The 23,121-nt window shown below is 34.1% G+C and carries 24 protein-coding genes and 3 pseudogenes; 10 read left to right on the top strand and 17 right to left on the bottom strand.

Annotated features, from left to right (window positions below):
• Positions 1-834: 834 nt before the first annotated feature.
• Complete coding sequence (locus AMS59_RS12470) at positions 835-1,470, top strand: GDSL-type esterase/lipase family protein (RefSeq protein ID WP_053484055.1); 636 nt, start codon at positions 835-837, stop codon at positions 1,468-1,470.
• Positions 1,471-2,168: 698 nt separating this feature from the next.
• Here AMS59_RS12470 and AMS59_RS12465 read toward each other — a convergent pair.
• Positions 2,169-2,420, bottom strand: a complete 252-nt coding sequence (locus tag AMS59_RS12465; RefSeq protein ID WP_053484054.1) for a hypothetical protein — start codon at positions 2,418-2,420, stop codon at positions 2,169-2,171.
• 282 nt (positions 2,421-2,702) lie between these two features.
• Between AMS59_RS12465 and AMS59_RS12460 the strand changes: the two genes are divergently transcribed.
• Positions 2,703-3,326: a histidine phosphatase family protein gene (locus AMS59_RS12460; protein ID WP_053484053.1), complete on the top strand. Its 624-nt coding sequence runs from the start codon at positions 2,703-2,705 to the stop codon at positions 3,324-3,326.
• A 410-nt stretch (positions 3,327-3,736) separates the two neighbouring features.
• The gene (locus AMS59_RS24245) at positions 3,737-3,883 is read left to right on the top strand and encodes a YjcZ family sporulation protein (RefSeq protein WP_082337479.1); all 147 of its coding nucleotides are present in this window, start codon (positions 3,737-3,739) and stop codon (positions 3,881-3,883) included.
• A gap of 503 nt (positions 3,884-4,386) precedes the next feature.
• Here the strand turns inward: AMS59_RS24245 and AMS59_RS12455 are convergent.
• Both AMS59_RS12455 and AMS59_RS12450 read right to left on the bottom strand, forming a co-directional pair.
• The gene (locus AMS59_RS12455; protein WP_053484052.1) at positions 4,387-4,956 is read right to left on the bottom strand and encodes a histidine phosphatase family protein; all 570 of its coding nucleotides are present in this window, start codon (positions 4,954-4,956) and stop codon (positions 4,387-4,389) included.
• A gap of 78 nt (positions 4,957-5,034) precedes the next feature.
• Positions 5,035-5,520 carry an Lrp/AsnC family transcriptional regulator gene (locus AMS59_RS12450; RefSeq protein ID WP_053484051.1) on the bottom strand — a complete coding sequence of 162 codons (486 nt, stop codon included), beginning with the start codon at positions 5,518-5,520 and terminating at the stop codon, positions 5,035-5,037.
• A gap of 234 nt (positions 5,521-5,754) precedes the next feature.
• On the opposite strand from AMS59_RS12450, the gene AMS59_RS12445 reads away from it, so the two are divergent.
• Entirely contained in the window at positions 5,755-6,633 is an 879-nt protein-coding gene (locus AMS59_RS12445; protein WP_082337495.1) for a DMT family transporter, read from the top strand.
• Between the two features lie 68 nt (positions 6,634-6,701).
• Here the strand turns inward: AMS59_RS12445 and AMS59_RS25845 are convergent, their stop codons facing one another.
• On the bottom strand, positions 6,702-6,875 hold the full coding sequence (locus AMS59_RS25845) for a hypothetical protein (RefSeq protein ID WP_199777737.1): 174 nt from the start codon (positions 6,873-6,875) through the stop codon (positions 6,702-6,704).
• Positions 6,876-7,294: 419 nt separating this feature from the next.
• Here AMS59_RS25845 and speG point away from each other — a divergent pair, with 419 nt between their 5' ends.
• Positions 7,295-7,810, top strand: a complete 516-nt coding sequence (gene speG / locus AMS59_RS12440; RefSeq protein WP_053484049.1) for a spermidine N1-acetyltransferase — start codon at positions 7,295-7,297, stop codon at positions 7,808-7,810.
• 128 nt (positions 7,811-7,938) lie between these two features.
• Here the strand turns inward: speG and AMS59_RS12435 are convergent, their stop codons facing one another.
• Positions 7,939-8,151: a hypothetical protein gene (locus tag AMS59_RS12435; protein ID WP_053484048.1), complete on the bottom strand. Its 213-nt coding sequence runs from the start codon at positions 8,149-8,151 to the stop codon at positions 7,939-7,941.
• A 555-nt stretch (positions 8,152-8,706) separates the two neighbouring features.
• On the opposite strand from AMS59_RS12435, the gene AMS59_RS12430 reads away from it, so the two are divergent.
• The gene (locus AMS59_RS12430) at positions 8,707-9,168 is read left to right on the top strand and encodes a copper chaperone Copz family protein (protein WP_053484047.1); all 462 of its coding nucleotides are present in this window, start codon (positions 8,707-8,709) and stop codon (positions 9,166-9,168) included.
• Positions 9,169-9,266: 98 nt separating this feature from the next.
• Here AMS59_RS12430 and AMS59_RS12425 read toward each other — a convergent pair whose 3' ends face one another.
• Positions 9,267-9,893 carry a DUF3267 domain-containing protein gene (locus tag AMS59_RS12425; RefSeq protein WP_053484046.1) on the bottom strand — a complete coding sequence of 209 codons (627 nt, stop codon included), beginning with the start codon at positions 9,891-9,893 and terminating at the stop codon, positions 9,267-9,269.
• Between the two features lie 19 nt (positions 9,894-9,912).
• Positions 9,913-11,322: a PLP-dependent aminotransferase family protein gene (locus AMS59_RS12420; protein ID WP_053484160.1), complete on the bottom strand. Its 1,410-nt coding sequence runs from the start codon at positions 11,320-11,322 to the stop codon at positions 9,913-9,915.
• 256 nt (positions 11,323-11,578) lie between these two features.
• On the opposite strand from AMS59_RS12420, the gene AMS59_RS12415 reads away from it, so the two are divergent.
• Positions 11,579-12,490, top strand: coding sequence for a DMT family transporter (locus AMS59_RS12415; RefSeq protein ID WP_053484045.1), 912 nt, complete (start codon positions 11,579-11,581; stop codon positions 12,488-12,490).
• Positions 12,491-12,755: 265 nt separating this feature from the next.
• On the opposite strand, the gene AMS59_RS12410 is transcribed toward AMS59_RS12415, so the two are convergent.
• Together AMS59_RS12410 and AMS59_RS12405 are read right to left on the bottom strand one after the other, a co-directional pair.
• A complete protein-coding gene (locus AMS59_RS12410) occupies positions 12,756-13,499 on the bottom strand; it encodes an amidohydrolase family protein (RefSeq protein ID WP_053484044.1) in 744 nt (247 codons plus the stop codon).
• A 271-nt stretch (positions 13,500-13,770) separates the two neighbouring features.
• Positions 13,771-14,120 (bottom strand): annotated as a pseudogene (locus AMS59_RS12405) (Tn3 family transposase); the annotation flags it as partial.
• Positions 14,121-14,243: 123 nt separating this feature from the next.
• On the opposite strand from AMS59_RS12405, the pseudogene AMS59_RS26700 reads away from it, so the two are divergent.
• The 3 genes and pseudogenes from AMS59_RS26700 to AMS59_RS12390 all read left to right on the top strand — a co-directional run bounded on the left by AMS59_RS26700 (position 14,244) and on the right by AMS59_RS12390 (position 16,451).
• Positions 14,244-14,816, top strand: a pseudogene (locus AMS59_RS26700) (recombinase family protein).
• A gap of 80 nt (positions 14,817-14,896) precedes the next feature.
• Positions 14,897-15,430: a sigma-70 family RNA polymerase sigma factor gene (locus tag AMS59_RS12395; protein ID WP_000350214.1), complete on the top strand. Its 534-nt coding sequence runs from the start codon at positions 14,897-14,899 to the stop codon at positions 15,428-15,430.
• Positions 15,423-16,451: a DUF4179 domain-containing protein gene (locus AMS59_RS12390; RefSeq protein WP_053484043.1), complete on the top strand. Its 1,029-nt coding sequence runs from the start codon at positions 15,423-15,425 to the stop codon at positions 16,449-16,451. The genes AMS59_RS12395 and AMS59_RS12390 overlap by 8 nt, the downstream gene beginning before the upstream one ends.
• Before the next feature lie 375 nt (positions 16,452-16,826).
• Here AMS59_RS12390 and AMS59_RS12385 read toward each other — a convergent pair whose 3' ends face one another.
• The 8 genes and pseudogenes from AMS59_RS12385 to AMS59_RS12355 all read right to left on the bottom strand — a co-directional run bounded on the left by AMS59_RS12385 (position 16,827) and on the right by AMS59_RS12355 (position 22,854).
• Positions 16,827-17,519, bottom strand: a complete 693-nt coding sequence (locus tag AMS59_RS12385; protein ID WP_053484042.1) for an ABC transporter permease — start codon at positions 17,517-17,519, stop codon at positions 16,827-16,829.
• A gap of 25 nt (positions 17,520-17,544) precedes the next feature.
• Entirely contained in the window at positions 17,545-17,850 is a 306-nt protein-coding gene (locus tag AMS59_RS12380; protein WP_053484041.1) for a hypothetical protein, read from the bottom strand.
• 632 nt (positions 17,851-18,482) lie between these two features.
• A pseudogene (locus AMS59_RS24235) lies at positions 18,483-18,697 on the bottom strand (GNAT family N-acetyltransferase); the annotation flags it as partial.
• 342 nt (positions 18,698-19,039) lie between these two features.
• The gene (locus AMS59_RS12375) at positions 19,040-19,600 is read right to left on the bottom strand and encodes a DUF1697 domain-containing protein (RefSeq protein ID WP_053484040.1); all 561 of its coding nucleotides are present in this window, start codon (positions 19,598-19,600) and stop codon (positions 19,040-19,042) included.
• Between the two features lie 20 nt (positions 19,601-19,620).
• A complete protein-coding gene (locus AMS59_RS12370) occupies positions 19,621-20,439 on the bottom strand; it encodes an alpha/beta fold hydrolase (RefSeq protein WP_053484039.1) in 819 nt (272 codons plus the stop codon).
• Positions 20,440-20,450: 11 nt separating this feature from the next.
• A complete protein-coding gene (locus AMS59_RS12365; protein ID WP_053484038.1) occupies positions 20,451-20,924 on the bottom strand; it encodes a GbsR/MarR family transcriptional regulator in 474 nt (157 codons plus the stop codon).
• A gap of 377 nt (positions 20,925-21,301) precedes the next feature.
• On the bottom strand, positions 21,302-21,859 hold the full coding sequence (locus AMS59_RS12360) for a cysteine hydrolase family protein (protein WP_053484037.1): 558 nt from the start codon (positions 21,857-21,859) through the stop codon (positions 21,302-21,304).
• 188 nt (positions 21,860-22,047) lie between these two features.
• On the bottom strand, positions 22,048-22,854 hold the full coding sequence (locus AMS59_RS12355) for an aminoglycoside adenylyltransferase domain-containing protein (protein ID WP_053484036.1): 807 nt from the start codon (positions 22,852-22,854) through the stop codon (positions 22,048-22,050).
• Between the last annotated feature and the right edge of the window lie 267 nt (positions 22,855-23,121).

Raw genomic sequence — 23,121 nt, 5'->3', positions numbered from 1 at the left:
ATTGCAGCCATCGTTTATCGTTTTTTTAACCTTAATCATTCTTTTTTCGAACTTCTCTTTGATTCTGCAAAAGCAGCGGCATTTTTAATGTATAAGTATCATCAATTTGCACAAATTAATATTGAGTGTATCGCACGCACTTATTAGGTTGTGGCGTTAGTTGACCGTCATGACCTCCCCATTTGTTACTTAGAGTAATTCTTTCTATATCAGCGACCCTTTTTCTATTCACAGCTACAATTTATATTTTTATTTCCTATTATTACATAAAGAGGTGCTTTAATTGACGACATTCGGAAAATGCTTATATATCGCTTTCTTTGTCACACTGTTTTTATTTACTACTGTTTGGGATTATTTCAAAAACGGTAATTTGCCTTTGCTTGAAAATTTTCTCTTTTCCTTTTGGGTAGCAAGTTTTTTATTCATGGCATTGCTACTTAGAAGCAAAAAAGAGGAAACGGAAAAAAGCTAAAAACCAAAAGCTGATTTGAATATTCTAATCAGCTTTTTTACTGCACATTCCCCTCAAATTGTCTCACTGTACCAACCACCAAGATCTTTATAGTTCCAACAATTAGTTCTGACAATCCTTAACACTAAGGAGAACCTTATCATAAGTAAGTGAGATTTTTTGATGTCTAAAAAAGCTAAACTATACAAGTTACTGTGTCAATTTCAGTTTAAAAAGAAGTAATGATAATTTTTTTATCGATTCTTTGTGACGAGAATTGCTATCTTTGTCTAGGCATCGTTTCCCCATTCTTTTTAATGCTTCCCATCCACATTTCGCTGAATATGATAAGAATTATAACTAATTAGTTGAGGTGAAATATGGATTTCAATCATTTACGTTATCTTGCGATAGGCGATTCCCTTACTGTTGGTATCGGTGTTCCGTTTTTGGACCCTGGATTTGTTGAATATTACAGATGTCTAAGCCAGCAAATATTAAAAAAGCGAATTTTTCATCAAAAATTCGCAAGGTCCGGAGCAACGACAGAGGATGTTTTAACTATACTTAATGCCCCGATTGTGACGGAAGCTGTAAAGTGTGCAAATATCATCACGATCACAGCTGGAGGGAATGATTTAATCAACGCTGCTAAAAAATTTCAAATCAATAAAAACGAAGAAAGTGTATCTCGTGCTATTAAGCAAGCAGGGAAAAACATCTCAAAAATATTAGAAAGAATTCATCATCTAGACAAACAAGATAAATATATTTTACGGTTACAGAATTTATACAATCCATTTAGCGATATTCCTATAGCAGATGAGGGGATTAGAGCGTTTAATTCATTGATTAAAAGTTTTGGTCGGGAAATGAATGTTAAAGTAGCTGATATCTATAGTGTATTTAAGGGAAATGAAAAAGCTTTTATATCATCAGGAGGAGTTCACCCTAATAGTAGAGGATACTATCAAATGGCTTTAGCTCTTAATAAGCTCGGATATTCCCCGTTATAGGGCTAGAGGCTGTAAGTATAATCTATCCTTTTTGTTTATGCATTATTACTTATTATTTTCCTAACAAGAGGCTGAGTAGCTTGTCAGCCTTTTTGTATTTAATAAAAAAGTTTCTTGTGCTTAGATACACCTCGGTGAATCCTATCAAATTCAGCTTTGCTCTACATACCAATCGCTTTGCTCAGTCACTTTTCGCATTCTTCAAGCTTCCTTTGCTACGTATAATTTCAAATATTCACTTACCCTTGGAAAGGACCAAATGAATTAGTAATAAAATAAGCGTTTCATTACACGTATTTCACACAATTATAGTCAGGAAGTTACTGTAAAATATAAATAGATCAGGCGTGTTGATTAGGAAAAAATAAGTTTATTGTTGAGCGATAAAAGGATTTTTTCGTTACCACTTTGCCAATATATTTCCATTTTAACTGATTGTAGCGTAGGGCTACTCGACTCCCGCGGGAAAGCGATAGAGGAACGAAGGCTAAAACCATCACATCCTGTGATAACGCCTTCGTGACCAACATCGTGTTGGCCCGAGACCCTGCACGGAGCGAAGCGGAGGAAGCGGCTCGACGCTCGCCCGCAGGAAGCTTTGCTCTGTGCGAAAGCGAAGCGTCAGCAACAAAGTGAGTAGCCCGTAGCGGAAATCAGCCTCTTTGGATGTATAAAAATGGTTAATCAACACACCTGATTTATTTTCTTTTATTTTTCCCAAATTTCTCATTACCACGTTTAAAATTACCCGTAATTTTAGCTAACAATAACTGTACTGCAGTTATATCTTCTTTAACTTCATTGATTCTTGCGATAAGACGCTCGGCTTCCCTATCCTTTACAATTTTAATTTGTTTACCTTCATAATATATTACTATCGTTCCCTTTTTCGTTATTTGATAAGCAAATGGTTCTTCACCTAATCTGTTTCGTTTATCTATTTCGCTCATTACACCGTCTCCCTTATTCTTTTAGTTTCAAACATTATATTCAAATAAATCAGTTGGTTCACTTGTTTTCTTGATAATTTATGTATCTTTGCGAAATAAATAATGGTTTCTCTTTTTACCTCAAACCGTAAAAGGTTTACCATGCCCCCTATTAACAATGTTATATTGAATTTGAAGTATTTCACTTATATTAAACAGTTTAGTGCAAGAAGGATTACAGATGAAAATAATAGAATACAAATTTGAAATAGAAAAAAATCAATTTAAATAAGGAGAATAGAATTGAATAAAATTATTTTGGTTCAACATTGTCAATCCGAACATCACATAAATAATATGTCTGGTGGTTGGACAGATACTCCATTAACTGATTTTGGAAAAACTCAAGCTGAAATTGTCGGAAAGTGCTTGAAAGAAAAAGTAAATAAAGATGATTTTGTTTTATATTCTTCGGATTTACTCAGAGCTAAACAAACAGCGGAGATAGTTAGAACACATTTAGATTTAGATGTCATTCAAGATAAAGGACTACGTGAAATAAATACTGGTGTCGCCGCAGGAAAAACAAAAGATTGGGCAAGAGCAAATAGAAACCCCCGAACAAGAAGTGGATTTGATTTAGATTATCAGGAATTTCAAGATGGTGAGAGCTGGGGAGAATTTTATAGTCGGGTTTGCTGTTGTATGGATAGGATATATGAATCAGAAAAGGATAAAAACCTGTTGATTGTCACACACGGAGGAACTTTGGGTTACATACTTGCATGGTGGATGAAATTTGAGCCAGAAATGATAGTTAATGCATACTTTTCATCGTCAGTAGGTGGGATTACAGTTCTCAGTCAAAATAGTTTTCAGCAAAATGTTGTAAACAAATTTAATGATACTTCCCATTTGATTTACTAAGCTAACGGAGTGCTTTAGTAAAAGAAGAAAGGGTTCTACATATTAGTCATATCTAATATGTAAAACCCTTTAAATTTTCTATCTTTTTTAAAATTAGGTCTTGATAATGTTCATATTGTTCATTAGTTTACTGTAGCGTGTGACGACGCTGCAACTTTTTTATAAATCTTTTTCACAGGCAATTCACTATACAAACATAGCTATCACTTCATAATAATAGTAAGGTAAAGCTAATTTAGCCTTACACCTCCGAAACTTTTTTCTAAGGGTCACTCCTATCCCAAGTGACCCTTTTTTATTGTCTTATCTCACGAAAATATATTTTTTAATGCCTACAGCTAAATGGTTTAACACCCCCACTCCTTCTCTATAACTTACATATTATAGATTGTAGAAAGGAGGGATATTTTATGGGATACTACGGAAACATTGGTGGTATAAATAATAGATGCGGCTATGGTCGCGGATATGGTAATGGTTCAACATTTGCCTTAATTGTTGTTCTATTTATACTTCTAATTATTATCGGCGCTACTTTTATGCATAGAGGGTATTAACATTTCCGATTTTAGGGTCGCCCCAGCATGGTGACCCTTTTAGTTACTTTCCTCAAAGCGTTCAGTATCATCTACCTTGTTTCTTATTTTTGAACAGTTTATTTATCATCATCGGCTCACCTATAGTAACCCAGATTGTTTTAAGATTTACACAAATTGTTCAGTAATTGTCTGTATTATACATACAATTTTTGTTATATTACGATATACAAAAATTTGGCTCATCACCAAAACGTGTGGTTGATTTCCGTTCCGACTGGGCGCTTTCCTGGGGGCGTCCGATGAGCCGCTTCGCTTCGCTGCAGGGTCTCATCTGTGACGCTAATCCCCAAGGAGTCGCCCATTCTCCACTTCAATCAACTTATTTACATAGTATACGTTTTACCAAAAGTCATCCACGACTTTTAGTGATGAACCAAAAATTTTGAAAAGGGTACATATTTTAGGTACAAACAATATAGTAATCAATGCCATGCTTTTCTTTATTATTCTGCTGAAAGTAGTTAAATCTCCCACAATCTTTTTACATCAACCAATTCTTGCCCCTCGAATTCCATTCTGTATATGTCTGGTTTTGATGTATGCAGTAAAAAATTCAAATCGTATCTACTATCATAAAACTGCATCATTAAAGTCATTACAGCCCCATGTGTGCCAATGATTACTTTCTGTCCTTGATAGGTGTTTAATAATTCTTTTAAAACTTTTATAGCACGTTGCTGACAGTCAGCATTCGACTCGCCCCCTTTTAAAGCATAGGTTGGGTCAGAAAATGACTTTTCTAATAAAGGGTATAATTCCTTGTCAGAGATGCGTTTCTCTTCTGCATTAAAAATTTGCTCTTTAAGATCTTCCATTATAATTACTTCTTTTTCTATTTGTTCAGCTATTTTCTGAACAGTTAGGATTGAACGACTATACGGGCTTGAAATAACTGTATCAATGTCCTCTTTTTGTAGAATATCAGTTAGTCGTTGAGCGTCTATTCTACCTTTTTCAGTTAATTCTCTCGTTCTCTCATTTCCGTCTTTTGGTGAATCGCCGTGTCGTACCATGTATATGAATGTTTTCATAATGCCTCCTATTATGCTTGAGTTTTTACCTATACCATATGCAACGAAGCTAAAAATCCACAGTGCTCGGAAGAACTTCTACTGTTCATCCTCTGATATTGGTAAAACTGTAGAATATTTAACTTCTCTTAAAGATAAGTTAGTTTGAATGCGGGAAATACCCAGCCTATTTAATTTTCTTATAAAGCGATCTAATTCTTTTCGATCTCTTATAATAACCTTTAATAGATAATCATACTCTCCCGTTAAACAATGACATTCTAATATTTCTGTCATTGTTTTTAAAGCATTTTCCAAAGCTTCTAATTCCTTAGCTTGATGAATATTTGTACTCATGAAAACGTAGCACAGTAAATCGAATCCCAGTTTCTCATGATTTAAAATGGCAACTTGTTTGTCAATAAATCCTTCACTTTCTAGACGTTTTATCCTTGCATGTGTTGCCGGTGGAGACAAATTCACACGTCTCGCTATCTCTGCATTACTTATTTGAACTTCTCTCTGTAAAATATCTAGTATTTGAGTATCAACGCTATCTAATAATTTTCTATCAATATCTTTCATGCTATTTTCTCTCCTTTTATTCTTCGAAATTCCATCTATATTCGAAGGTTATAATTAATTTTGTTCTGTAAAACCCTCTTTTTCTTACTATTATTTTGATTTTTATTCATTATACAAAATTTTATACTGCACAAAAAGCGAAAATGTTATTATTCTTTTATCTAATATAACTCGATTTATACATACGAGAATCAAAGGAGAGAACGTTATTTGCCGAATGTCTATGTTTTATTAATGCTATTAACTAGTTTACTTTGGGGAGGCAATTTTGTAGTTGCCAAATCTCTTGTCGATCATGCCTCTCCCTTAACATTGACGAGCTTAAGATGGCTCATTGCCGTCGCTGTACTTCTTCCAATGGTTTGGTGGAAAGAAAAAAGATTGCTTCCCTCCCGAGAGGCCCTTTTTCCATTATTGTTAATGGGCATTACAGGTGTGGTATTGTTCAATATCTTTCAATTTTTAGCATTGGAAAGAACTACCTCGACGAATGTTGGCCTCATTTCAACATTAAATACAATTTCAATTGCTTTTTTTTCATTTGTCTTTCTAAAAGAAAAGATAAATATACTTCAAGCACTTGCAATGCTTCTTTCACTGTTCGGTGTTCTTCTCGTCCTGTCAAAGGGGAATATCGGCCTATTATTGTCTTTCCATTTTAATTTGGGTGATTTATGGATGCTTGCAGCTGTATGTGTATGGGGAATTTATTCTGTTTGTAGTAAATGGGCGATGAAAACTACCTCGCCACTAATGGCTAATTTGTATTCAGGAATATTTGGACTTCTTGTACTATTGCCGTTTAACTTTAGGGATTTTACCGTTTCTAATGTTAATCAATCTTTTATACTATCCCTTTTATATACAGGGTTAATCTCCACTGTCGTTTGTATGGTACTTTGGAACATTGGTATTCAAAAATTAGGGGCTACAACATCCGGTGTTTTCCTTAATTTCAATCCGATTTTCACGGCACTTCTAGCGTTTTTATTTTTAGGAGAGAGCATCTCTTGGACGCAAGGGATTGGGGGATTGATTGTTATTATTGGATGTTTGTTATTTTCGCATTTTAAAACAAAAACAACTTATCTAAAAACATCACTTTCAAATTAAGACTAAAACATTGAACCTAAGCTGTATAGAAAAAAATGTCAACAAAATTTGTTGACACTCTGCCGACATTAAAGTGAATTATATTTTTTCACTTCTAAAGGAATCGATATTATATATAAATCAATAGCATATGTAGTAATCGTAATCCCTTTACCTTCTTCAGTAAATTTCGCTTGAAGAAACCGTTCCGAAACTTTTCTTTTGCCCCATTTTTTCGGTAACCATTCAAATCCTGAGAACATAAATACTAATCTACCTTCTTTTCACTAAATTTGTATTGTAAACTTGGCCAAAGGGGCGCTGCTTAAAGCATTTTTATTAATCTCCCTGTCTTCTTAACAGAGTCACTAAACATCTTTCCTGAGGTACATCAAACGGGTTTGGCAGAGAAAGACAAAAATATGCATAGCAATCGTTCATCCAAGAGCCGAACCTCCTGTTTGACGATTACGAGAGTACTCTCCACGGTACAAAGGTTTGAAGATATGAAGCAATACATTTTCTGGAATAATTCCCCGCTTATTTTACCATATACCTCTGAAAAGTATTTTTTTCGTTGGTTCCTTGACTATATAGTTACTATACAGCATATAGTTTATACCTAGAATAATTGTTTGTATGTAAAACATACATTTTTATAAATTTGGGAGGAACATCGATTATGTCAGAAAGTATTAAGTTAAGACCGTTAGAAAGAGAAGATTTAAAATATGTTCATAAATTAAATAATGATTCTAGAATCATGTCATATTGGTTTGAAGAACCTTATGAATCTTTTGTAGAACTACAAGATTTATTTGAAAAGCATATCCATAAACAAAGTGAAAGACGTTTTATAGTTGAAAAAGAAAAGGAAATTCTTGGATTAGTTGAATTAGTTGAAATTGACCTAATCCATCGTAATGCAGAATTTCAAATTATTATTGATCCTAATTCCCAAGGAAGAGGATATGCCTATTCTGCTACTATTTTGGCAATGAAATACGCCTTTCATATTTTAAATCTACACAAACTATATTTAATTGTTGATAAACAAAACGAAAAAGCCATTTACATTTATAAAAAAGCTGGATTTCATATTGAGGGAGAACTTAAAGAAGAATTTTTTACTGAAGGTAAATATCGAGACGCCCTTCGCATGTGTATCTTCCAATATGAGTTTAATAACCAAATATAGCTATACTTGCCCTTCTTATGTATTATTATGCTTATATGAACAAGTCATTGATGGGCATAACCAATTTTTAGCTGTAGCGTATTACTCCGCTACAGCTTTTTTCATTCAGTCAAATTTCCTCAAAAAGCTCATTCAAACAGGGAGATGAATGCAACAATCCACGCTGCTATAACAAGTAATAAAAACCACCAACCCATAAACTTTAGGAACATTTTTAAAAATGGTTTCTTTTTGAAATCATCTGAAAAGGAACTCAGCTGTATAGCACCCTCAGGATGCTTCAACAGCATATAAGAAATACTGCCGAAAATTAAAGTAATCAATATTGCCACTATAAACATTTCCAATAGCCCCCTCTTCACGTTTAATTCATTATCCTTCTGACATGAACCTCGAAGTGTTTGTTCATTTTCGTTAACACTTGTAAAATTTCCAAACAAATACTCTTTTGGCTATCAGCTTATATATTTTACTATTTTCTACTCTATAAATCTCCCTTTTTTTCGTTAAATAATTATTCTTCCATATCAATCTTCATTCCACTTTGTTTGCAATGTAGCCTTAAGAATGCTTTTGGATTCGAGTAGTGAGCCCCGACATTTTGTAGTAATTCATCTACTGTTAACCAATCATGACCACGGACAAATGCCTTAACAGCGTTTATTGTAAAAGAATATAATTGCAGTGCAATTTATGTAAGTAACTCGTCATTTTTTCATACGTGTTCACGATCTTGTTTTCAAATAATTATTAATTTTCTTTACCCTGTACCTTAGCATAATGGTTTATACTTAATATAAGATGAATTATGAATCCTAACCAAAAAAAATGATGTGCGATTATCCTGTTATTGAAACTTTTAGAGACTAAAAATAATAAGTAAAGGTGGAAAAATGATGGGAAACTGTTGTGAAAGTAGCCATAAAAAAAATGTAAATGAAAACGCTATTGTATGTCCTTCTTGCAAAAATAAAGCTAAAAATGTGCAGCTAATAACAATTAAATCAATGATGAAACCATCTGTATTAGGATCAATAAATGCTAAGGAAAATCACTATTTTTGTGCTACTAAAGATTGTCATGTCGCTTATTTTGATACGAGTAATAAAGAGTACCTTCTAGCTGATATAAAGGTAGAAGTACATCAAAAGGATGATTCATTAAGTACACCGGTTTGTTATTGTTTTGATTGGACTAAAGAAAAAATTAAACAATATGTTGAAAATGAATTTACGCCTAATCCATTAGAACATATTCGTGCAAATATAAAAGAAAACCGCTGTGGCTGCGAGATAAACAATCCTCAAGGTAGTTGTTGTTTAGGGAATGTAACGAAATATATGAAAGGTCTAGCCTAATGAAAAATATTGATCATCATCATAACGTGTAGTTGAATTCTGTTCCAACTGGGCGCTTTGTTGCTGTCGCTTCGCTTTCGCACAGAGCAAAGCTATCTTTAGCATTTTTGTTTAGTCTGAGCGTTTTTCCAATAAGTGTTTGGTCCATTACTTTTTATAGTTGCATTTTTCGGTACCTGTTTCATGATAAGTAGAAGATTTAGTAAATCCACTGACGATCCTATGGAGTTTAGTATGATCAAGAACTTTAATGTTGTTGTTAAAAGTCCAAATACACTTAAAATTAGTGGGAATATTATCGAAATGATCAAAAAAGGGGCAATCGTAATGACGATATATCTTGATTTTGAAATCTCTTCTTCCGAAACTACAAAACCCCCGAACAGAGTAAGCCCTACAGAAGTTTTTTCTGATTTCATAAAATTAGGAATGAACATCAAATGAAGTAATTCGTGAATGATTAATAGTAAGACTAGCCCCAAAATAACGCTTAAGTTAATGGTTATTGATATTCCACCAGATGTAAATCCAAAATCTCTCAAAGAAATACTAGAAAAAATATTTATTACCCCAATAGAAATCATTGAAGCTATAATCATTAATGGGATCGATAACAATATAGCACTTATTAAATTTTTAGGTTCTTTCATTGGAATCCAACCATTTTTAATTAAGTCCACATGTAAATTTGGGTTACTTTTTGGCAATTTGTTTAGTATTTTCATTTAAACCCTCCATTACGATCTATTGATTTTTAACAATTTCACTTAATTGGAATATGCCTTCGTTAATTTCATCGAGTGCAGCATAGCCATAGGAGATTCGTATAAACTGTCCTGACTTTTCAGCATAAATACTACCAGGATTTAGAAGAATATTGTTGGATAATGCTTTTTCAAATAGTCTTTTTACTTTAAATTCAGGTTTTATTTTCATCCATATGAACAATCCACCTTTTGGGATGTCCCATGTAGCGTACGGACTCAAAAATTTGTCCATTGCATCTAATGCCACTTTTCTACGAATCCTAAGTTGTTCTCTTACTTTATCAAGGTGTTCATCATAGAAATTACTAGATAGCCACTCTGCGGCAACGAGTTGTGAAAGAGTACTTGATCCATAATCGGACTGCATTTTTAAATCTGCTAATCGATTAATGACTGACTCCGAGCCAACAATCCAACCAATTCGCAATCCTGGACTGAGAGTTTTTGATAAACTTCCAACATATAATACATTCCCGTAATGGTCCATGGCTTTTAGTGGTTTAGGTGGTGGATTATCAATCCATAAATCACGGTACACATCATCTTCTATAACTGGCAATTGCTCTCTTTCACAGTAGGCCATTAATTTTTCCCGTCTGTCTTCTTGCATTAAGGCACCTGTTGGATTGTGGAAAGTTGGAATCGTATATAAAATATTCTTCCCTTTTTCCTTTATCGGATAAATAGAATCTATGATAATTCCCTCATTGTCCATCGCTAATCCTTGCAACTCCATCCCCGCAGACTCAAAAACAGTCAACGAGTAAAGATAGGACGGCATTTCTAGTAATACCGTTGAACCTCGTTTTAGGAGTCCAATTGAAATTAGATGTAAAGCTTGGAGCGCACCAGAAACTACGAGAATGGACGACGGAGACGCTTCGACCCCTCTTACCTTTAAATAGTCACTAATGGCTTGCCGTAATTTTATATTTCCTTTTGGCTCTTCATAGCCAAACGAGGTTAATTGATTCGATACCTTTTGAACAATGAATTTCATCTCTTCTAAAGGGAACATCTCTGGTGATAGCTCCCCTTTACTCAATTGAATAAGATTCGTATTCGATTCCGCTTCGTTAATCTCCTGTACCATCGTAACGCTAGGTTTATGAATGCCTAAAGTGACATTTTCATTCCAGTTCGTTAAGGATTTTGCCCCCATTAAAGTCCAAGTATTATTGGTGACCACTGTTTCCTTACCTGCTTTACCTTCAATTAAGCCTTCCGCCATTAGTTCCTCTAATGCTGTTATAACTGTACTACGATTAACCTCAAACTGTTTTGCCAGATTACGTTGACTTGGTATGGGACTACCAATCGCCCACTCCCCTTTTGCAATTTTTTCTTTTATAAAATCAATAATCAATTGATATTTTGGTTTTTTCATATGTACGCCCTCATCTAATTCAATTATGCCTTGGCATAATTGTGTCTGGAATCGGCTTTGTGCTGGCACAAAGAACTCCTTTCCGATTCCGTGACATCCGCCGGAGGCTTTAACTTCTTTCAGCGGATGTTTAGCTACCCGCTGAAAGAAGTTAAACTGGTTGGTTTTTTTCATTTTAACCTGTTGGAGAAATTTTACCAAAATCCTATTAATATTGAAAATATAAATTTAATTGGTTGGATAACGAGGTGTATTCATGTTAAAAACATTAGATCTTAAAATTATTTCTGCTCATTTCATAACAATCATTTTATGGGCATCAGCTTTTCCAGGAATACGAGTGGCCTTGACGGCTTTTTCACCTGAACATATATCTCTTTTACGATTATTAGTCGGCTCATTCGTCTTAGTAATCATCGCAGTTATTACAAAAATTCCTTTACCTGCGTTAAAAGATATCCCTATTATTTTATTACTTGGCTTTTTAGGTTTCACCGTGTATCAAGTAGCACTAAATTATGGAGAGCAAACGATTAGTGCTGGCGTTGCAAGTTTACTTGTTTCCACAACCCCTATATTCACTGCTCTGTTAGCTGTATTCTTTTATCGTGAGAAGCTTGGATTATGGGGATGGGTAGGTTCGCTGCTTAGTTTTTCTGGTGTAGCATTTATTTCAGTAGGAGGTTCAACTGCAAGTTTTTCTTTTAATTCTGGGATTATCATCGTTTTAATAGCATCCCTTTCAGAAAGTATTTACTTTGTTTTTCAACATCGTTATCTAAAAAAATATGGGGCTATTCCCTTCACAATGTACGCCATTTGGTCAGGTACTATTTTTATGCTCCTATTCTCACCTGGCCTAGGTGAAGCAATTTCGAATGCCCCGTTAAATGCAACATTCATTATTTTGTATCTTGGCATTTTTCCAACAATCATTCCTTATTTTACGCTAGCTTATGTTACCTCACGAACAGGAGCTGCTGAAGCAACAAGTACCCTTTATTTAACCTCTGTTTTTGCATTTCTTATCGCCTGGATTTGGCTTGGTGAGGTTCCACATTTTTCTGCCGTAACAGGTGGCTTGATTACTTTAATAGGTGTATTTATTGCAAATATAAAGAAAGAAGATATTTTAAAAGAAAGTAACGATGCTGGGAGTTTGAACTAAAACTGTTTCGATTAAATTGTAACTCAATTGATTATTATAGACTGTTGGCAACAGGTATTAGTGTAATTAACGTTCTATTCCTGTTGTCATTTTTCAAGATGTTACTTGATTGTTGAAACATGTTGCAGTAATAACATTATTTAACTTTCAAAAGCTTCGAAAACCATTACGCTCTCTATTGTTCTCAAATCGCAAATTGCCTTCCACAATAGTTGTGAAAGGCAATTTGCGATTTAAATGCGTAATAAAGGTACTTCTTAAAAAATCACTTGAAATAAAAATCCATCGCGTTTTGATAAAGAATTTTCTCAGCTGACTTTGTATCAAACAATTCTTGAATTAGTTCGATATCTGCATAAGCAAAAGGTCTTTTTGCTCGTGTGGAAGGTAAGTCTGTGCCGAACATTAACGCCTCTGGATTGACAGCATGAATTGATTTCAAAGCTTGTTCTACATCGAGCTCTACACGACCAAAACCAGTCGCCTTTACTCGTACACCTTTTTCTAAGAGTCGCATCAAATGAGGTAAGCCTTCTTCGGATAACCCTAAATGATCAATTGAAATCGCCGGTAATTTTTCAATCGTTGGTGCAATTTCAGGCAAATCTTTTGCGTCGATATATAATTCACTATGCCAGCCAACTAAATCATACACACGTCTCGCAAAATAATCGAGCTTCGTTAAATCTTCAGAGCCGCCACGCTTCACATTGAATCGTAGTGCCCTTACACCTTTTTTATGTAAATCCATAATCTTATCATCCGTCACTGAAAATGGTAGCTGCGTAACACCACAAAATGCAGAACCCATTTTCTCTAAAGCATTCACTAAATAATCTTGGTCAAAACCTTGAAAAGAACCTGATACAATTGCACCACCGACAATATGATAAGTCGCTGTTTCTTTTTGATAATCCTCTACAACAAAGCTAGGTGGTACATATCCTTGATTTTCAGTAATAGGGTAATCAAAATCAATAATGTGAAAGTGTGCATCAAAAATTTTCATCTTACCGCCTCCTTTCTTATACGTTATCAAACAAAGAACATAAAGGGAAATTTATGATTTCGCATATATACCCATAATTTTTTCTTTTTATATGGAACCATTAAAATCTTTCGAACCCCCCAACAAAGGTCTTACGCCAAAAGACCTGCAACCATGATCCATATTGCATAGCGATTCTCTTGTTGTTTTCTCTTGCTAGGGTACCGTCAGGAAAATGAGGATTTACAACGCTAAGGCCATTTCCCTGACGATTCCTCTGTTTTTAACAACGTTAAGAAAGTTTCAGTGGTCTTAAAGAATCTAACGAGACTATTTTCTCCGAATTAAAATGGTATTTCCTAATAAATTAATATGTTCCCAGCCTAAAGGTGACATATGGTGCAATAAATCTTCATTAAAACTACCTGTTTGTTTTTGATATTCAACTGCTTTTGTTAGATGTAGAGTATTCCAGATACTGATGGCATTGATAATTATATTTAATGCACTGGCTCTTTGAAGCTGATGCTGTATGGTTCGCTCCCTAAGCTCTCCTTGTTTTCCAAAGAAAATATCTCTTGCCAGTCCATTCATGGCTTCTCCTTTATTCAATCCTCTTTGTATTTTTCTTCTTAGAGATTCATATAAGCAACTAGCCAATGTGTCTCAATGGCGCATGTATGAAGACATTGGCTCCTTGATATTATTAGCTTAATAGACTCTCAATAACACTTATCAAAATTATAGATTAAAAGAGGGATAAAAATGATTTATGGATATGCTCAAGTAAGTACACAAGATCAAAATCTAGATAGCCAGATTGATCAACTTACAAAATACGGAGTAGATGAACTTGTGGAGGAGAAAATAAGTGGCGTTTCTAAACAAAAGCCACTTTTAGATGAACTTCTTTCCAAGGTAGCTCCTAATGATACATTAGTTGTGACACGAATGGATCGTCTTGGTCGAAACACTATTCAGTTACTGCAGTTAGTTGAACAACTTAGAGAAAGAGATATACACTTTGTTATTTTTAACTTAGGAATAGATACCAGAACACCAACTGGTAAATTCTTTTTAACGGTAATGGCAGCCTTTAGTGAACTAGATCGAGAAATGATTAAAGAGAAGTAACGTTCAGGAATTAAATTGGCCAAGCAAAAGGGGAAATATCGAGGAAGAGTTAAAAAATATACAGATAAGCATCAAGGTATGAATCATGCCATTGAATTACGTAAAACTACCAATAAAACTGTAAAGGAGATATGTGCAATTACAGGAATCAGTCAGGCGGCATTTTATCGTAGGCTAAAGGAAATGGAAAAAGATAATGGATAACAATTTTAATATATTTAATTATTTTGCAACCAATTTACTTCCTCATTCGACTTTATTGTGTAACGGAGAGGAGAACCAAAATGGATATAGCAAAATTAGTGAAAAAAGCAAAAAAGGGTGATGATGAAGCATTTGAACAACTGATTGATTCTGTTCGACAAAAGCTGTATCGAACAGCCTATGCATATGTTAGAAATGAACAAGATACTCTTGATGTCTATCAAGAAACAATTTATACAGCCTATATTTCAATAAAGACATTAAAAAAGCCTGAACATTTTTCGAGTTGGATTACAAAAATTCTAGTTTTTAAATCGATTGATTTTATTCGGAAAGAGTCTCGCCATTTTACTACAGATAATGAGGAAATCTTTACTGAATTAATCGCTTCTGAAAATGTTGATTTTATCATGCATTCGATGGATTTATCAGAAGCATTTAAATTCTTAAATCCTACTGTTAAGACCATTATTTTGTTGAGGTATTATCACGATTTGTCCATTAAGGAAATTGCCACCATTATGAATTACCCGGAAGGAACCGTGAAATCACACTTAAATAGGGCGAAAAAAGAGTTAAGACCCATTTTAAAGGAGGGCTATCTTTATGAATAAAGACAAATTCAATCGATCCATCGACAACATAAATGTACCTGTTGAAAAGCTAATGGCTAGGGAGAAGGCGGCTATCTTTCAAGCCAAGAAAAAAAGAAAATCCGGAAGAACCACAAAACGGTCGATCTTGGTTGCATGTGGGTTATGTCTATCTTTGCTTGGTTCTGGATTTGTTTCAACAGGCATGGCGGAAGCCTTATCAAATGTTCCCCTAATTGGTCCAATTTATAAAGATTTTAGAGACATTGCCTCAGATAAAATTGAACACGATCAACTTACGACAGTAATTGATAAACAAGATAGTAAAAACGGCTTAACAATGACTGTAAAAGAAGCAGCTTATGATGGAAACCGGTTAATCGTAACAGTTGTTTACACAGGTCAAAAAGAACTTTCGATGAAAGAAGAAAAGGCCGGCTTTAGCTATATAACAGTTAATGGACAACAAGAAGTTAAACCAGCGATGGGTTCAACAGGGCAAGATGACGTAAACTCGAAAACAATAATTGAACATCATCAATTTACCTTTTCTAAGTATAATGAATATGGCGATAACATTGAGATTGAGGTCCATGGAGAAGATTTATTTGGCTATGAAGGCAAGTTGAAGGTGGCTTTCCCACTTGAAAAAATAAAAGGTGATGTATTTGAGTTTTATCCAGAAGTTACAACTCAAACTGTTGATGAAGTGTATACACTAACAGCCGACAAAGTAACATTCTCACCTTTATCAACAAGAATAGACCTAACGATTGATTACCCTGCCGAAATGGATAAAAACGATAGTTGGCCATGGTTTAATTTCTCTGTAGTCGATGATAATGGTCATGTATATGATAAACTAAAACTACAGGAAGGCATGGCTATTGGGAACTATGGTCATCATATGGTACTGACTTTGCCTCCAATGGATACCATACCAAAATCATTTACACTCAAGCCAAGTCGAACAAATAGTGAAGGATTTAGTGAAGAAATAAAGGAATTAGAATTAGTCGTTCCTTTAAATAAAAGTAAATAATGACCTCGTTTGCTTTGTTTACTCATATCGCGGAAGTACCTTAAGCTAACGAACACGCGATAGTTGAATAACGGGTTTTATTAAAAAACGTCATGAAAGCCGGATTCCATAGCTATTGGAATCCGGCTTTTTCACATTAAATTTCCTTAACGTTGTAAATCCGCATTTTCCTGACGGTACCCCTTGATTATCCAAATTAATATCATGCTGATTAATAATAAAATGATACCCAAAACCGCACCTGTAATAATCCCTATTATCATTCCCATTACTTGTTCGTTCTCTCTTTACATTTTCTATTGTAAACGCCAATATCTATTACTAAAACTCTTCCGTTTCACTTAGTCTTTCGATTCAGTTTTACCGTACTCCAAGTTACATCGCATCCACGTTTTCAATATTACGAATTCCTAGATACGCAATTATTACTCCAACTGCAGCAAGCCCTAATTGCAGTGGAATGAAGGTCACGAATGAAATTTCTGGGTTATAAGAACAAGCAATTGCCACCACGAGTAGAGATGAACCAATAGTAGCAGGAACAGAATGATTACGCATCCCAAAATACAATGGAATTAAGCTTGTTCCTGTTGCGGCAATAGCAAAAGGGACTATGTTTATGACTTCACCTATAAACTGGTTTGCAGTTATTGTAAATGGAACGATATGAAAATAATTATTAATGATCGAAAATAGAACAGCGACAACGATATTCGACAGCATCGTAGTCGTGAATGTTAAAAAAGCGATCAAGGTCAATTTACTAGCAATCAGTTTCTTTCGACTAACAGGATAAGAGAACATAATCAAAATTGTTCTGTTTTTATATTCTTCAATAACTAATTTTGCAATTAATACAGAGGCAAACACAATAAACGTTGCCCTCACGCTTGCACCAATCAGTACATAAACATCTTGATACGTTGAAATGGGTATATCTCCCTCTCTCTGTGCTATATAAATTACAGAGCACACTACTGCAGTTATAATAACGTTTGCAATCATCGCTCCTTTTACATACCAACCTAAGTTACATTTCTTCAATTCCAGCTTTAGTAGATGTAGCATAGCACCATCTCTCCTCTTCAGTTTGTTATTGCATGATAAAATAAACAATACTCATTATGTTGAATAGTGATAGCCTATAACTATTCTTGTATTCATCAATTATTAAACGTAATAAAATAATAGCTAAAATAATCGTCAATATTGTTTTAAAAAGAATATTCAATATAGGCATTTGTCCTATATACTCTGAAAACATCAGTCCACTTACAACTTTAAATCCAGACGGTACAAGATTAACCGGAAGATTGGTTGCCACAAGAAAAATGATTATTCCTGTAAAATATTTAGATAAATGATATTTTTTCCATCCTAGTTCCATCAGTTTAAACATGGATTCTCTCTCCGTTCGTTATTTAAAAATACTCCTATAAAGAGCTATGTTATTGATATTTTCAATCGAGAGTAGCTAACATGAGTTAATATCCGTTCAGCACTCTCAATCAAAAAAAGCAATAGAACTTCACCCTTCTTCACATACATGTTTCCATCCGAAAAGACCCCTTTCATGTACTTAATTGTACGGATCGATCATCTCTTTTTTCTTACTCATTCCTTACAAATTTATTAATTGTAAATCTCTAGTAGTGATAATCTACACAAAACAGAACCTCCATTATTTGGAACTAACTAAATAATAGAGGTTCTGTTCAATTAGCTTTATTGACTTTTACTGTGATAATTCATCAACAAAAAAAGCTAGGCTCACAAAAAATTTGTGAATACCTAGCCGTTTTTATGCGTGTTCATTTGTTAACCATGACATAACTAGGTTACCACATCATTCTAAACAAATTCTGAACAAATCATGAAGTTCTCTATTTTTTGATCTTATAATGTATGTTTGTTTTACTCCGACAAATGGCATTGAGCGTGCCTTCTGATTCATTTAAGCTTTCAAGTCACATTGCATTTTTACTCATTACTTTCAACCTTCAGCCTTTTAGATGAATATTTTATAGCTCTTTATTTTTCTATAAAATACGTATCATACTCTTCCTTCAACACATAACCTAACTTTTCAGCTAACTTAATTGATGGAAAATTTACCCATCTCAGTTTGGGTAAATTCGTTGCTCTAAACAGTCTAAAATTAGCAATGCAGCTGTTGCCGCAGCTAAACCTTTACGCTGGTGTCTTTCGTCAGTTGCAATTTCAATTTCAATGCCAGCATCGTATACTAAACTACTCTTTCGTATCCTCTACTCTTTCAAATATCTTAGTTACGTGTACTACTACCGGCCCTTTTACCTCATAAATACATAATCTACTCCCTCGTTTTTTTACATAATAAAAAACCTCGTGTTTGCCTTCAGCAGTCACAAGGTTTCATCCACGCTCAAGAGAGTATACGTCTAGTTTACAACGTACACAAGCAGTGAGAGAAATTGGACAAACTGAATGGCAAGAACTTGTTTACAAGTTTGTTTGTCATTATCCATCACCCTCTTACTTCATTTTTTTCTAATATAAAGGAAAAATACAAAAAGTCAATTGAATAATTCATTTCTTGTATTCACTTTTTAATGTTTGAGCTCTTCGACCATATTCGAAAGCTTCATGAGCGTTTTCCAATTACGGACAGTTGCTGGAATCTCAAGTTTTTTCAGATTATTACCGAGTTTGGAATTTCGAATGCTGTCATAAAATAAAAGATACACATCTCTTCCATCTATGACACTAAGTTCTCTTTCATTTGTAAAAGATAAAAACAGGTCACTATTAACCTTCGAAGGAGCTGTCGGCAACAAAGCAACATGTAGACATTCCCCTTTACATGATTGCTCTGCTTCTGAAATCTCCTGATTTGAAAAAGGGGATTGACTAACAATCTGCTGTATTTCTTCTGCGGTCCTAATGACAACAACACTTGATATTCCAAAATCTTCTTTAATTTTATCCTGAATTTTCGTTTGCAAAAGTTCCTCGGCTTCGTCAGATTCAAAAAGGATGTTTCCACTTTGAATATATGTCTTCACATTATGTAATCCTAGTTGCTCAAGAGAACTTCTTAATTCTGCCATAATGATTTTATTGTGCCCGCCTACATTAATTCCTCTAAGAAGCGCAATATATATAGTCATACTATCCCGCCTTTCTTATATTATTTACTAAAAATTTCTACATCCTTATATTGCTTCAAAGGCTTATCTTCTAGAAAATCAATAATCATGTCATTAAAAATATCTCGGCGCATCGTACTTAAAGGATCGAATGCATTTTTGAATAATGCTAGTTTTGCATTTTGAATATGGTTAAAAATAGTTCGGGATCCTTTCCCTTCATCAACCCCCGTTGTAACTTTTCCTTCACCACCCATTACAAGCGTAGGCGACTTTATTCGATGCAATTGATCTGTATGCGTTGGAAATGGTGCTTTTTTCATCGCAAGCAACATCTTCTTATCAATCGAAAAAGACTCTCTTAATATCCGTTGCGTATAAGGATCATCCTGATAAAATTTCATCATAATATTTATTATTGTTCGGTACGGAAGCAGACTAAATATAAAATTTGATATCGACAGCACCCAGCTAGACGCAATTGTAGGCATCTCACTAAAACTATTAGAGATTACGAGCTTATCAACGTATGTTGGGTATTTTATCGCTAGCAGTGTAGCCAATTGACCACCTTGCGATAAACCGACGACATGAATTTTGCTAATTCCTAGTACATCTAAAAAACATTTGATATCCTCCACAATGATATGATGATCATATTTATTATTCGGGAATTCCTTTGTTGTATCACCATGTCCTCTATAATCTGGCATAAGCATTTGATAGTTTGAAGAAAATGCTTCAAATTGAGGCTCCCACATTTTCCACGATGCTCCACTCCCATGCAAAAACAATATTTGCGTACCTTGACCTTTAATTTCGTAATGGATTGTGATATTGTTCGCTTTTACTTTTGGCATAAAATATCCCCCTACTTTGTATTACCACCTTTTCGCTCTTCCCACTGAACTAAAATTTGCTTTGTCTTTTGGATCACAAATTCAAAAAACTCGATACTCTCATCGATTGTAGATACAGCTTGTTCCTCAAGAACTAGCTCCTTCGCTCTACGCAAATATTGTGCCATCAATGCACCTTGTGCAATGCTCGTATGCAAAGTCGATGTCCATGCGTCTGAATGTAGTTGATAGAAATCTCGTTTGCTACCAGGAATCCCTACTTTACGAAATAAAGAAATTTGAACTCCTTGTCGAACGGACAATGATGCCATGCCTTTACTAATTTGCAAGTCGCTCACCATATCATCAAGTGACTTTGGCGTACTTGATATCAACAAGTACCCCCATATCTTTCCAAGTGTCCTTGCACCACCTGAGGATTCTATATAAGTTCCAAAATCCTCTATTAATTCCTTCTGCTGATCGTTCAATAAATTGTTTTCCATATTGGACACCTCTTTACATTTAGTATGTTTAATATATATTAAACGTACTGAATGTAATTTGCAATAGATGGTATAATTCCCAGTAATTTCTGTCCTTATTTTCCCTTATCTCTGTACTCGGATTAATTATGTAAAACTTATAAGGTAACAACAAATGTCAGTGCTTAATGAACGGGTTATTGCGTTCAACTAAAAGGCAAAGACTATGGCAGCAATTTAGCTTACTAAAAACGTTCATACTTTTTCTTATAATCAAATTTTGTACATATATTAGATCCCTTAGTAGATTTAGTTGCGCAAAATCTATTCTATTTAAGGTAATGTTAAATGACAAAAAAAGAAAAGCACCCATCATGAGTGCCTTTACATACTTTTTCTTATCTATACGAATCATGTGTAGGTTGAAACAAATCTTCTTCTGAATTTCTAACAACAGAAAAGTGTTCGACATTGTAATGACCATGAAGTGTATGATTATGATGCTCTATAATTTGTTCTGCACTTAAAACATCATTGTCCGCTGTTGAATGTCCATCACCCACTAACGTGACATCCAAACCACTAATAGTCGCTGTTCTTACGGCACTATCGATACAGTGCTGCGTCGAACAACCCATTACAACAACATGTTTAATATCATGATTTTGCAAATGATTTAGCAGTTCAGTCCCATGGAAACAATTCGATGCTTTTTTATCGAAAATCTTAGCTTCCTTAGGTACGCTAATGCCATTATGAATATCGAACCCATGCCCTTTTCCTTCAGCTACATCGAGATCCCTTACAAAGACAACTGGAACATTGGATTTTCTTGCTTTGTCAATGACTAAATTGATAGTTCTAATAAGCTGTTCTTTTTTATAAACAGTCTTTTCTTTCTCGTTGCCATCGATTAATTCTTGCTGAGCATCAATAATAAGTAATGCTTGATTCAAATAATTATCCCCCTTCAATTTGAGGAAACGCTATATAATTTTTTAGTAAGACGATTTCCCCTTTTTGTTTATCACGCTAACATAATTATTGATCATAATATCTACCCCCTAAATGAAATTGTCATTTAAGACTAATTAATTTTATCACATTTTCCTATAAATGGTAGCGTTTGAAATGAAACAATTCACTATTTTTTGATACTATTACAATCTTTAAGTATATAATCCATACATCGAATAGTGTCATCAATGCGTTGTTTTTTCGAATTACAATAGCGTATATCGGAACCTTCTCGAATACTGATGGCTTCGTTAACAATATTGTGAAATTCTTCTGGCAAATGATGTAATGCATATTTACAAGCATCTACTTTCGAAACAATATCGTATTCTTGCAGTGTGTAAAATTGTCGTAAAACCCCTGTTATTGACCACTCTACTTCTAAATCAACTAATTTATTTGGTATTAAAAATGCTTTATATTTTTTAATTTTTTTTAATCTATTCGACCAATAACTGTTCATATTTTCTAAAACATAATCACTTAGCACTCTTTCATCTACACTGAAGTTATATGTAGCTATATCCGGCCCTAAAACGGTAATCCCTTTATTTTTTAAAATCCACCAAGTAATTGGGTTAATATTATCATTGCTCCAATTAGTTTTGCCTTCGTTTACGTTTAAACAGCCTTTAACCTCACTCTGTTTCTTGCCAATATCCTCAACAAGTAAATAACATCCATCCATCCCTGTATCCTTATATTTTCGATTTAATTCTTTGTGAAGATCAGATAGTACTTTCGCATCTTCTTCGGTTAAGGATCTATTGACCACTGCAATAAAGTCGATATCACTAGAACCGTTTATGTAAGCGTCAAGAGCAATTGAACCATGTAAATAGAACCCTTCAAGCGTAATCGGTAGTTTATTTTGACATAGAGTTATATAGTCATTTAAAATTTTTTGAACCGAAATAGGAACTCTAGAATCCATAAAATCTCTCCTTTTAATCAAATCAATACAATATTAACAAAACAAGCACTATATTTTCCATTATTGATAAAAATAAGTTCATTATTGAAAATAAAGGATACAATTTGTTTAAACGTATATGTAGTTTTAAGTTTGATCAAAAATACCTCGTAAACCCATTTTTTACGTTAAATAAAAAAACCATTTTGAAAAAAGATTGATCAAAACGGATTCATGCCATTTGAAGGTTTAACGCTCTTCCAATGAATTTTTACATGTGTTCTATAA

Origin of the sequence: Lysinibacillus sp. FJAT-14745, from assembly GCF_001275675.1 — a bacterium.
In the GTDB taxonomy this organism is placed as follows: domain Bacteria; phylum Bacillota; class Bacilli; order Bacillales_A; family Planococcaceae; genus Lysinibacillus.
Note: the sequence above shows the minus strand (reverse complement) of the source record. Positions and strands in the feature narration are given on the sequence as shown.

What these genes read in the sequence shown, in the direction of transcription:
- AMS59_RS12470 (WP_053484055.1), top strand. Translation starts at nt 835, where the DNA reads ATGGATTTCAATCATTTACGTTATCTTGCGATAGGCGATTCCCTTACT.
- AMS59_RS12465 (WP_053484054.1), bottom strand. Translation starts at nt 2,420, where the DNA reads ATGAGCGAAATAGATAAACGAAACAGATTAGGTGAAGAACCATTTGCT.
- AMS59_RS24245 (WP_082337479.1), top strand. Translation starts at nt 3,737, where the DNA reads ATGGGATACTACGGAAACATTGGTGGTATAAATAATAGATGCGGCTAT.
- AMS59_RS12455 (WP_053484052.1), bottom strand. Translation starts at nt 4,956, where the DNA reads ATGAAAACATTCATATACATGGTACGACACGGCGATTCACCAAAAGAC.
- AMS59_RS12450 (WP_053484051.1), bottom strand. Translation starts at nt 5,520, where the DNA reads ATGAAAGATATTGATAGAAAATTATTAGATAGCGTTGATACTCAAATA.
- AMS59_RS12445 (WP_082337495.1), top strand. Translation starts at nt 5,755, where the DNA reads ATGCTATTAACTAGTTTACTTTGGGGAGGCAATTTTGTAGTTGCCAAA.
- AMS59_RS25845 (WP_199777737.1), bottom strand. Translation starts at nt 6,875, where the DNA reads ATGTTCTCAGGATTTGAATGGTTACCGAAAAAATGGGGCAAAAGAAAA.
- speG (WP_053484049.1), top strand. Translation starts at nt 7,295, where the DNA reads ATGTCAGAAAGTATTAAGTTAAGACCGTTAGAAAGAGAAGATTTAAAA.
- AMS59_RS12435 (WP_053484048.1), bottom strand. Translation starts at nt 8,151, where the DNA reads ATGTTTATAGTGGCAATATTGATTACTTTAATTTTCGGCAGTATTTCT.
- AMS59_RS12430 (WP_053484047.1), top strand. Translation starts at nt 8,707, where the DNA reads ATGGGAAACTGTTGTGAAAGTAGCCATAAAAAAAATGTAAATGAAAAC.
- AMS59_RS12425 (WP_053484046.1), bottom strand. Translation starts at nt 9,893, where the DNA reads ATGAAAATACTAAACAAATTGCCAAAAAGTAACCCAAATTTACATGTG.
- AMS59_RS12420 (WP_053484160.1), bottom strand. Translation starts at nt 11,322, where the DNA reads ATGAAAAAACCAAAATATCAATTGATTATTGATTTTATAAAAGAAAAA.
- AMS59_RS12415 (WP_053484045.1), top strand. Translation starts at nt 11,579, where the DNA reads ATGTTAAAAACATTAGATCTTAAAATTATTTCTGCTCATTTCATAACA.
- AMS59_RS12410 (WP_053484044.1), bottom strand. Translation starts at nt 13,499, where the DNA reads ATGAAAATTTTTGATGCACACTTTCACATTATTGATTTTGATTACCCT.
- AMS59_RS12395 (WP_000350214.1), top strand. Translation starts at nt 14,897, where the DNA reads ATGGATATAGCAAAATTAGTGAAAAAAGCAAAAAAGGGTGATGATGAA.
- AMS59_RS12390 (WP_053484043.1), top strand. Translation starts at nt 15,423, where the DNA reads ATGAATAAAGACAAATTCAATCGATCCATCGACAACATAAATGTACCT.
- AMS59_RS12385 (WP_053484042.1), bottom strand. Translation starts at nt 17,519, where the DNA reads ATGCTACATCTACTAAAGCTGGAATTGAAGAAATGTAACTTAGGTTGG.
- AMS59_RS12380 (WP_053484041.1), bottom strand. Translation starts at nt 17,850, where the DNA reads ATGTTTAAACTGATGGAACTAGGATGGAAAAAATATCATTTATCTAAA.
- AMS59_RS12375 (WP_053484040.1), bottom strand. Translation starts at nt 19,600, where the DNA reads ATGACTATATATATTGCGCTTCTTAGAGGAATTAATGTAGGCGGGCAC.
- AMS59_RS12370 (WP_053484039.1), bottom strand. Translation starts at nt 20,439, where the DNA reads ATGCCAAAAGTAAAAGCGAACAATATCACAATCCATTACGAAATTAAA.
- AMS59_RS12365 (WP_053484038.1), bottom strand. Translation starts at nt 20,924, where the DNA reads ATGGAAAACAATTTATTGAACGATCAGCAGAAGGAATTAATAGAGGAT.
- AMS59_RS12355 (WP_053484036.1), bottom strand. Translation starts at nt 22,854, where the DNA reads ATGGATTCTAGAGTTCCTATTTCGGTTCAAAAAATTTTAAATGACTAT.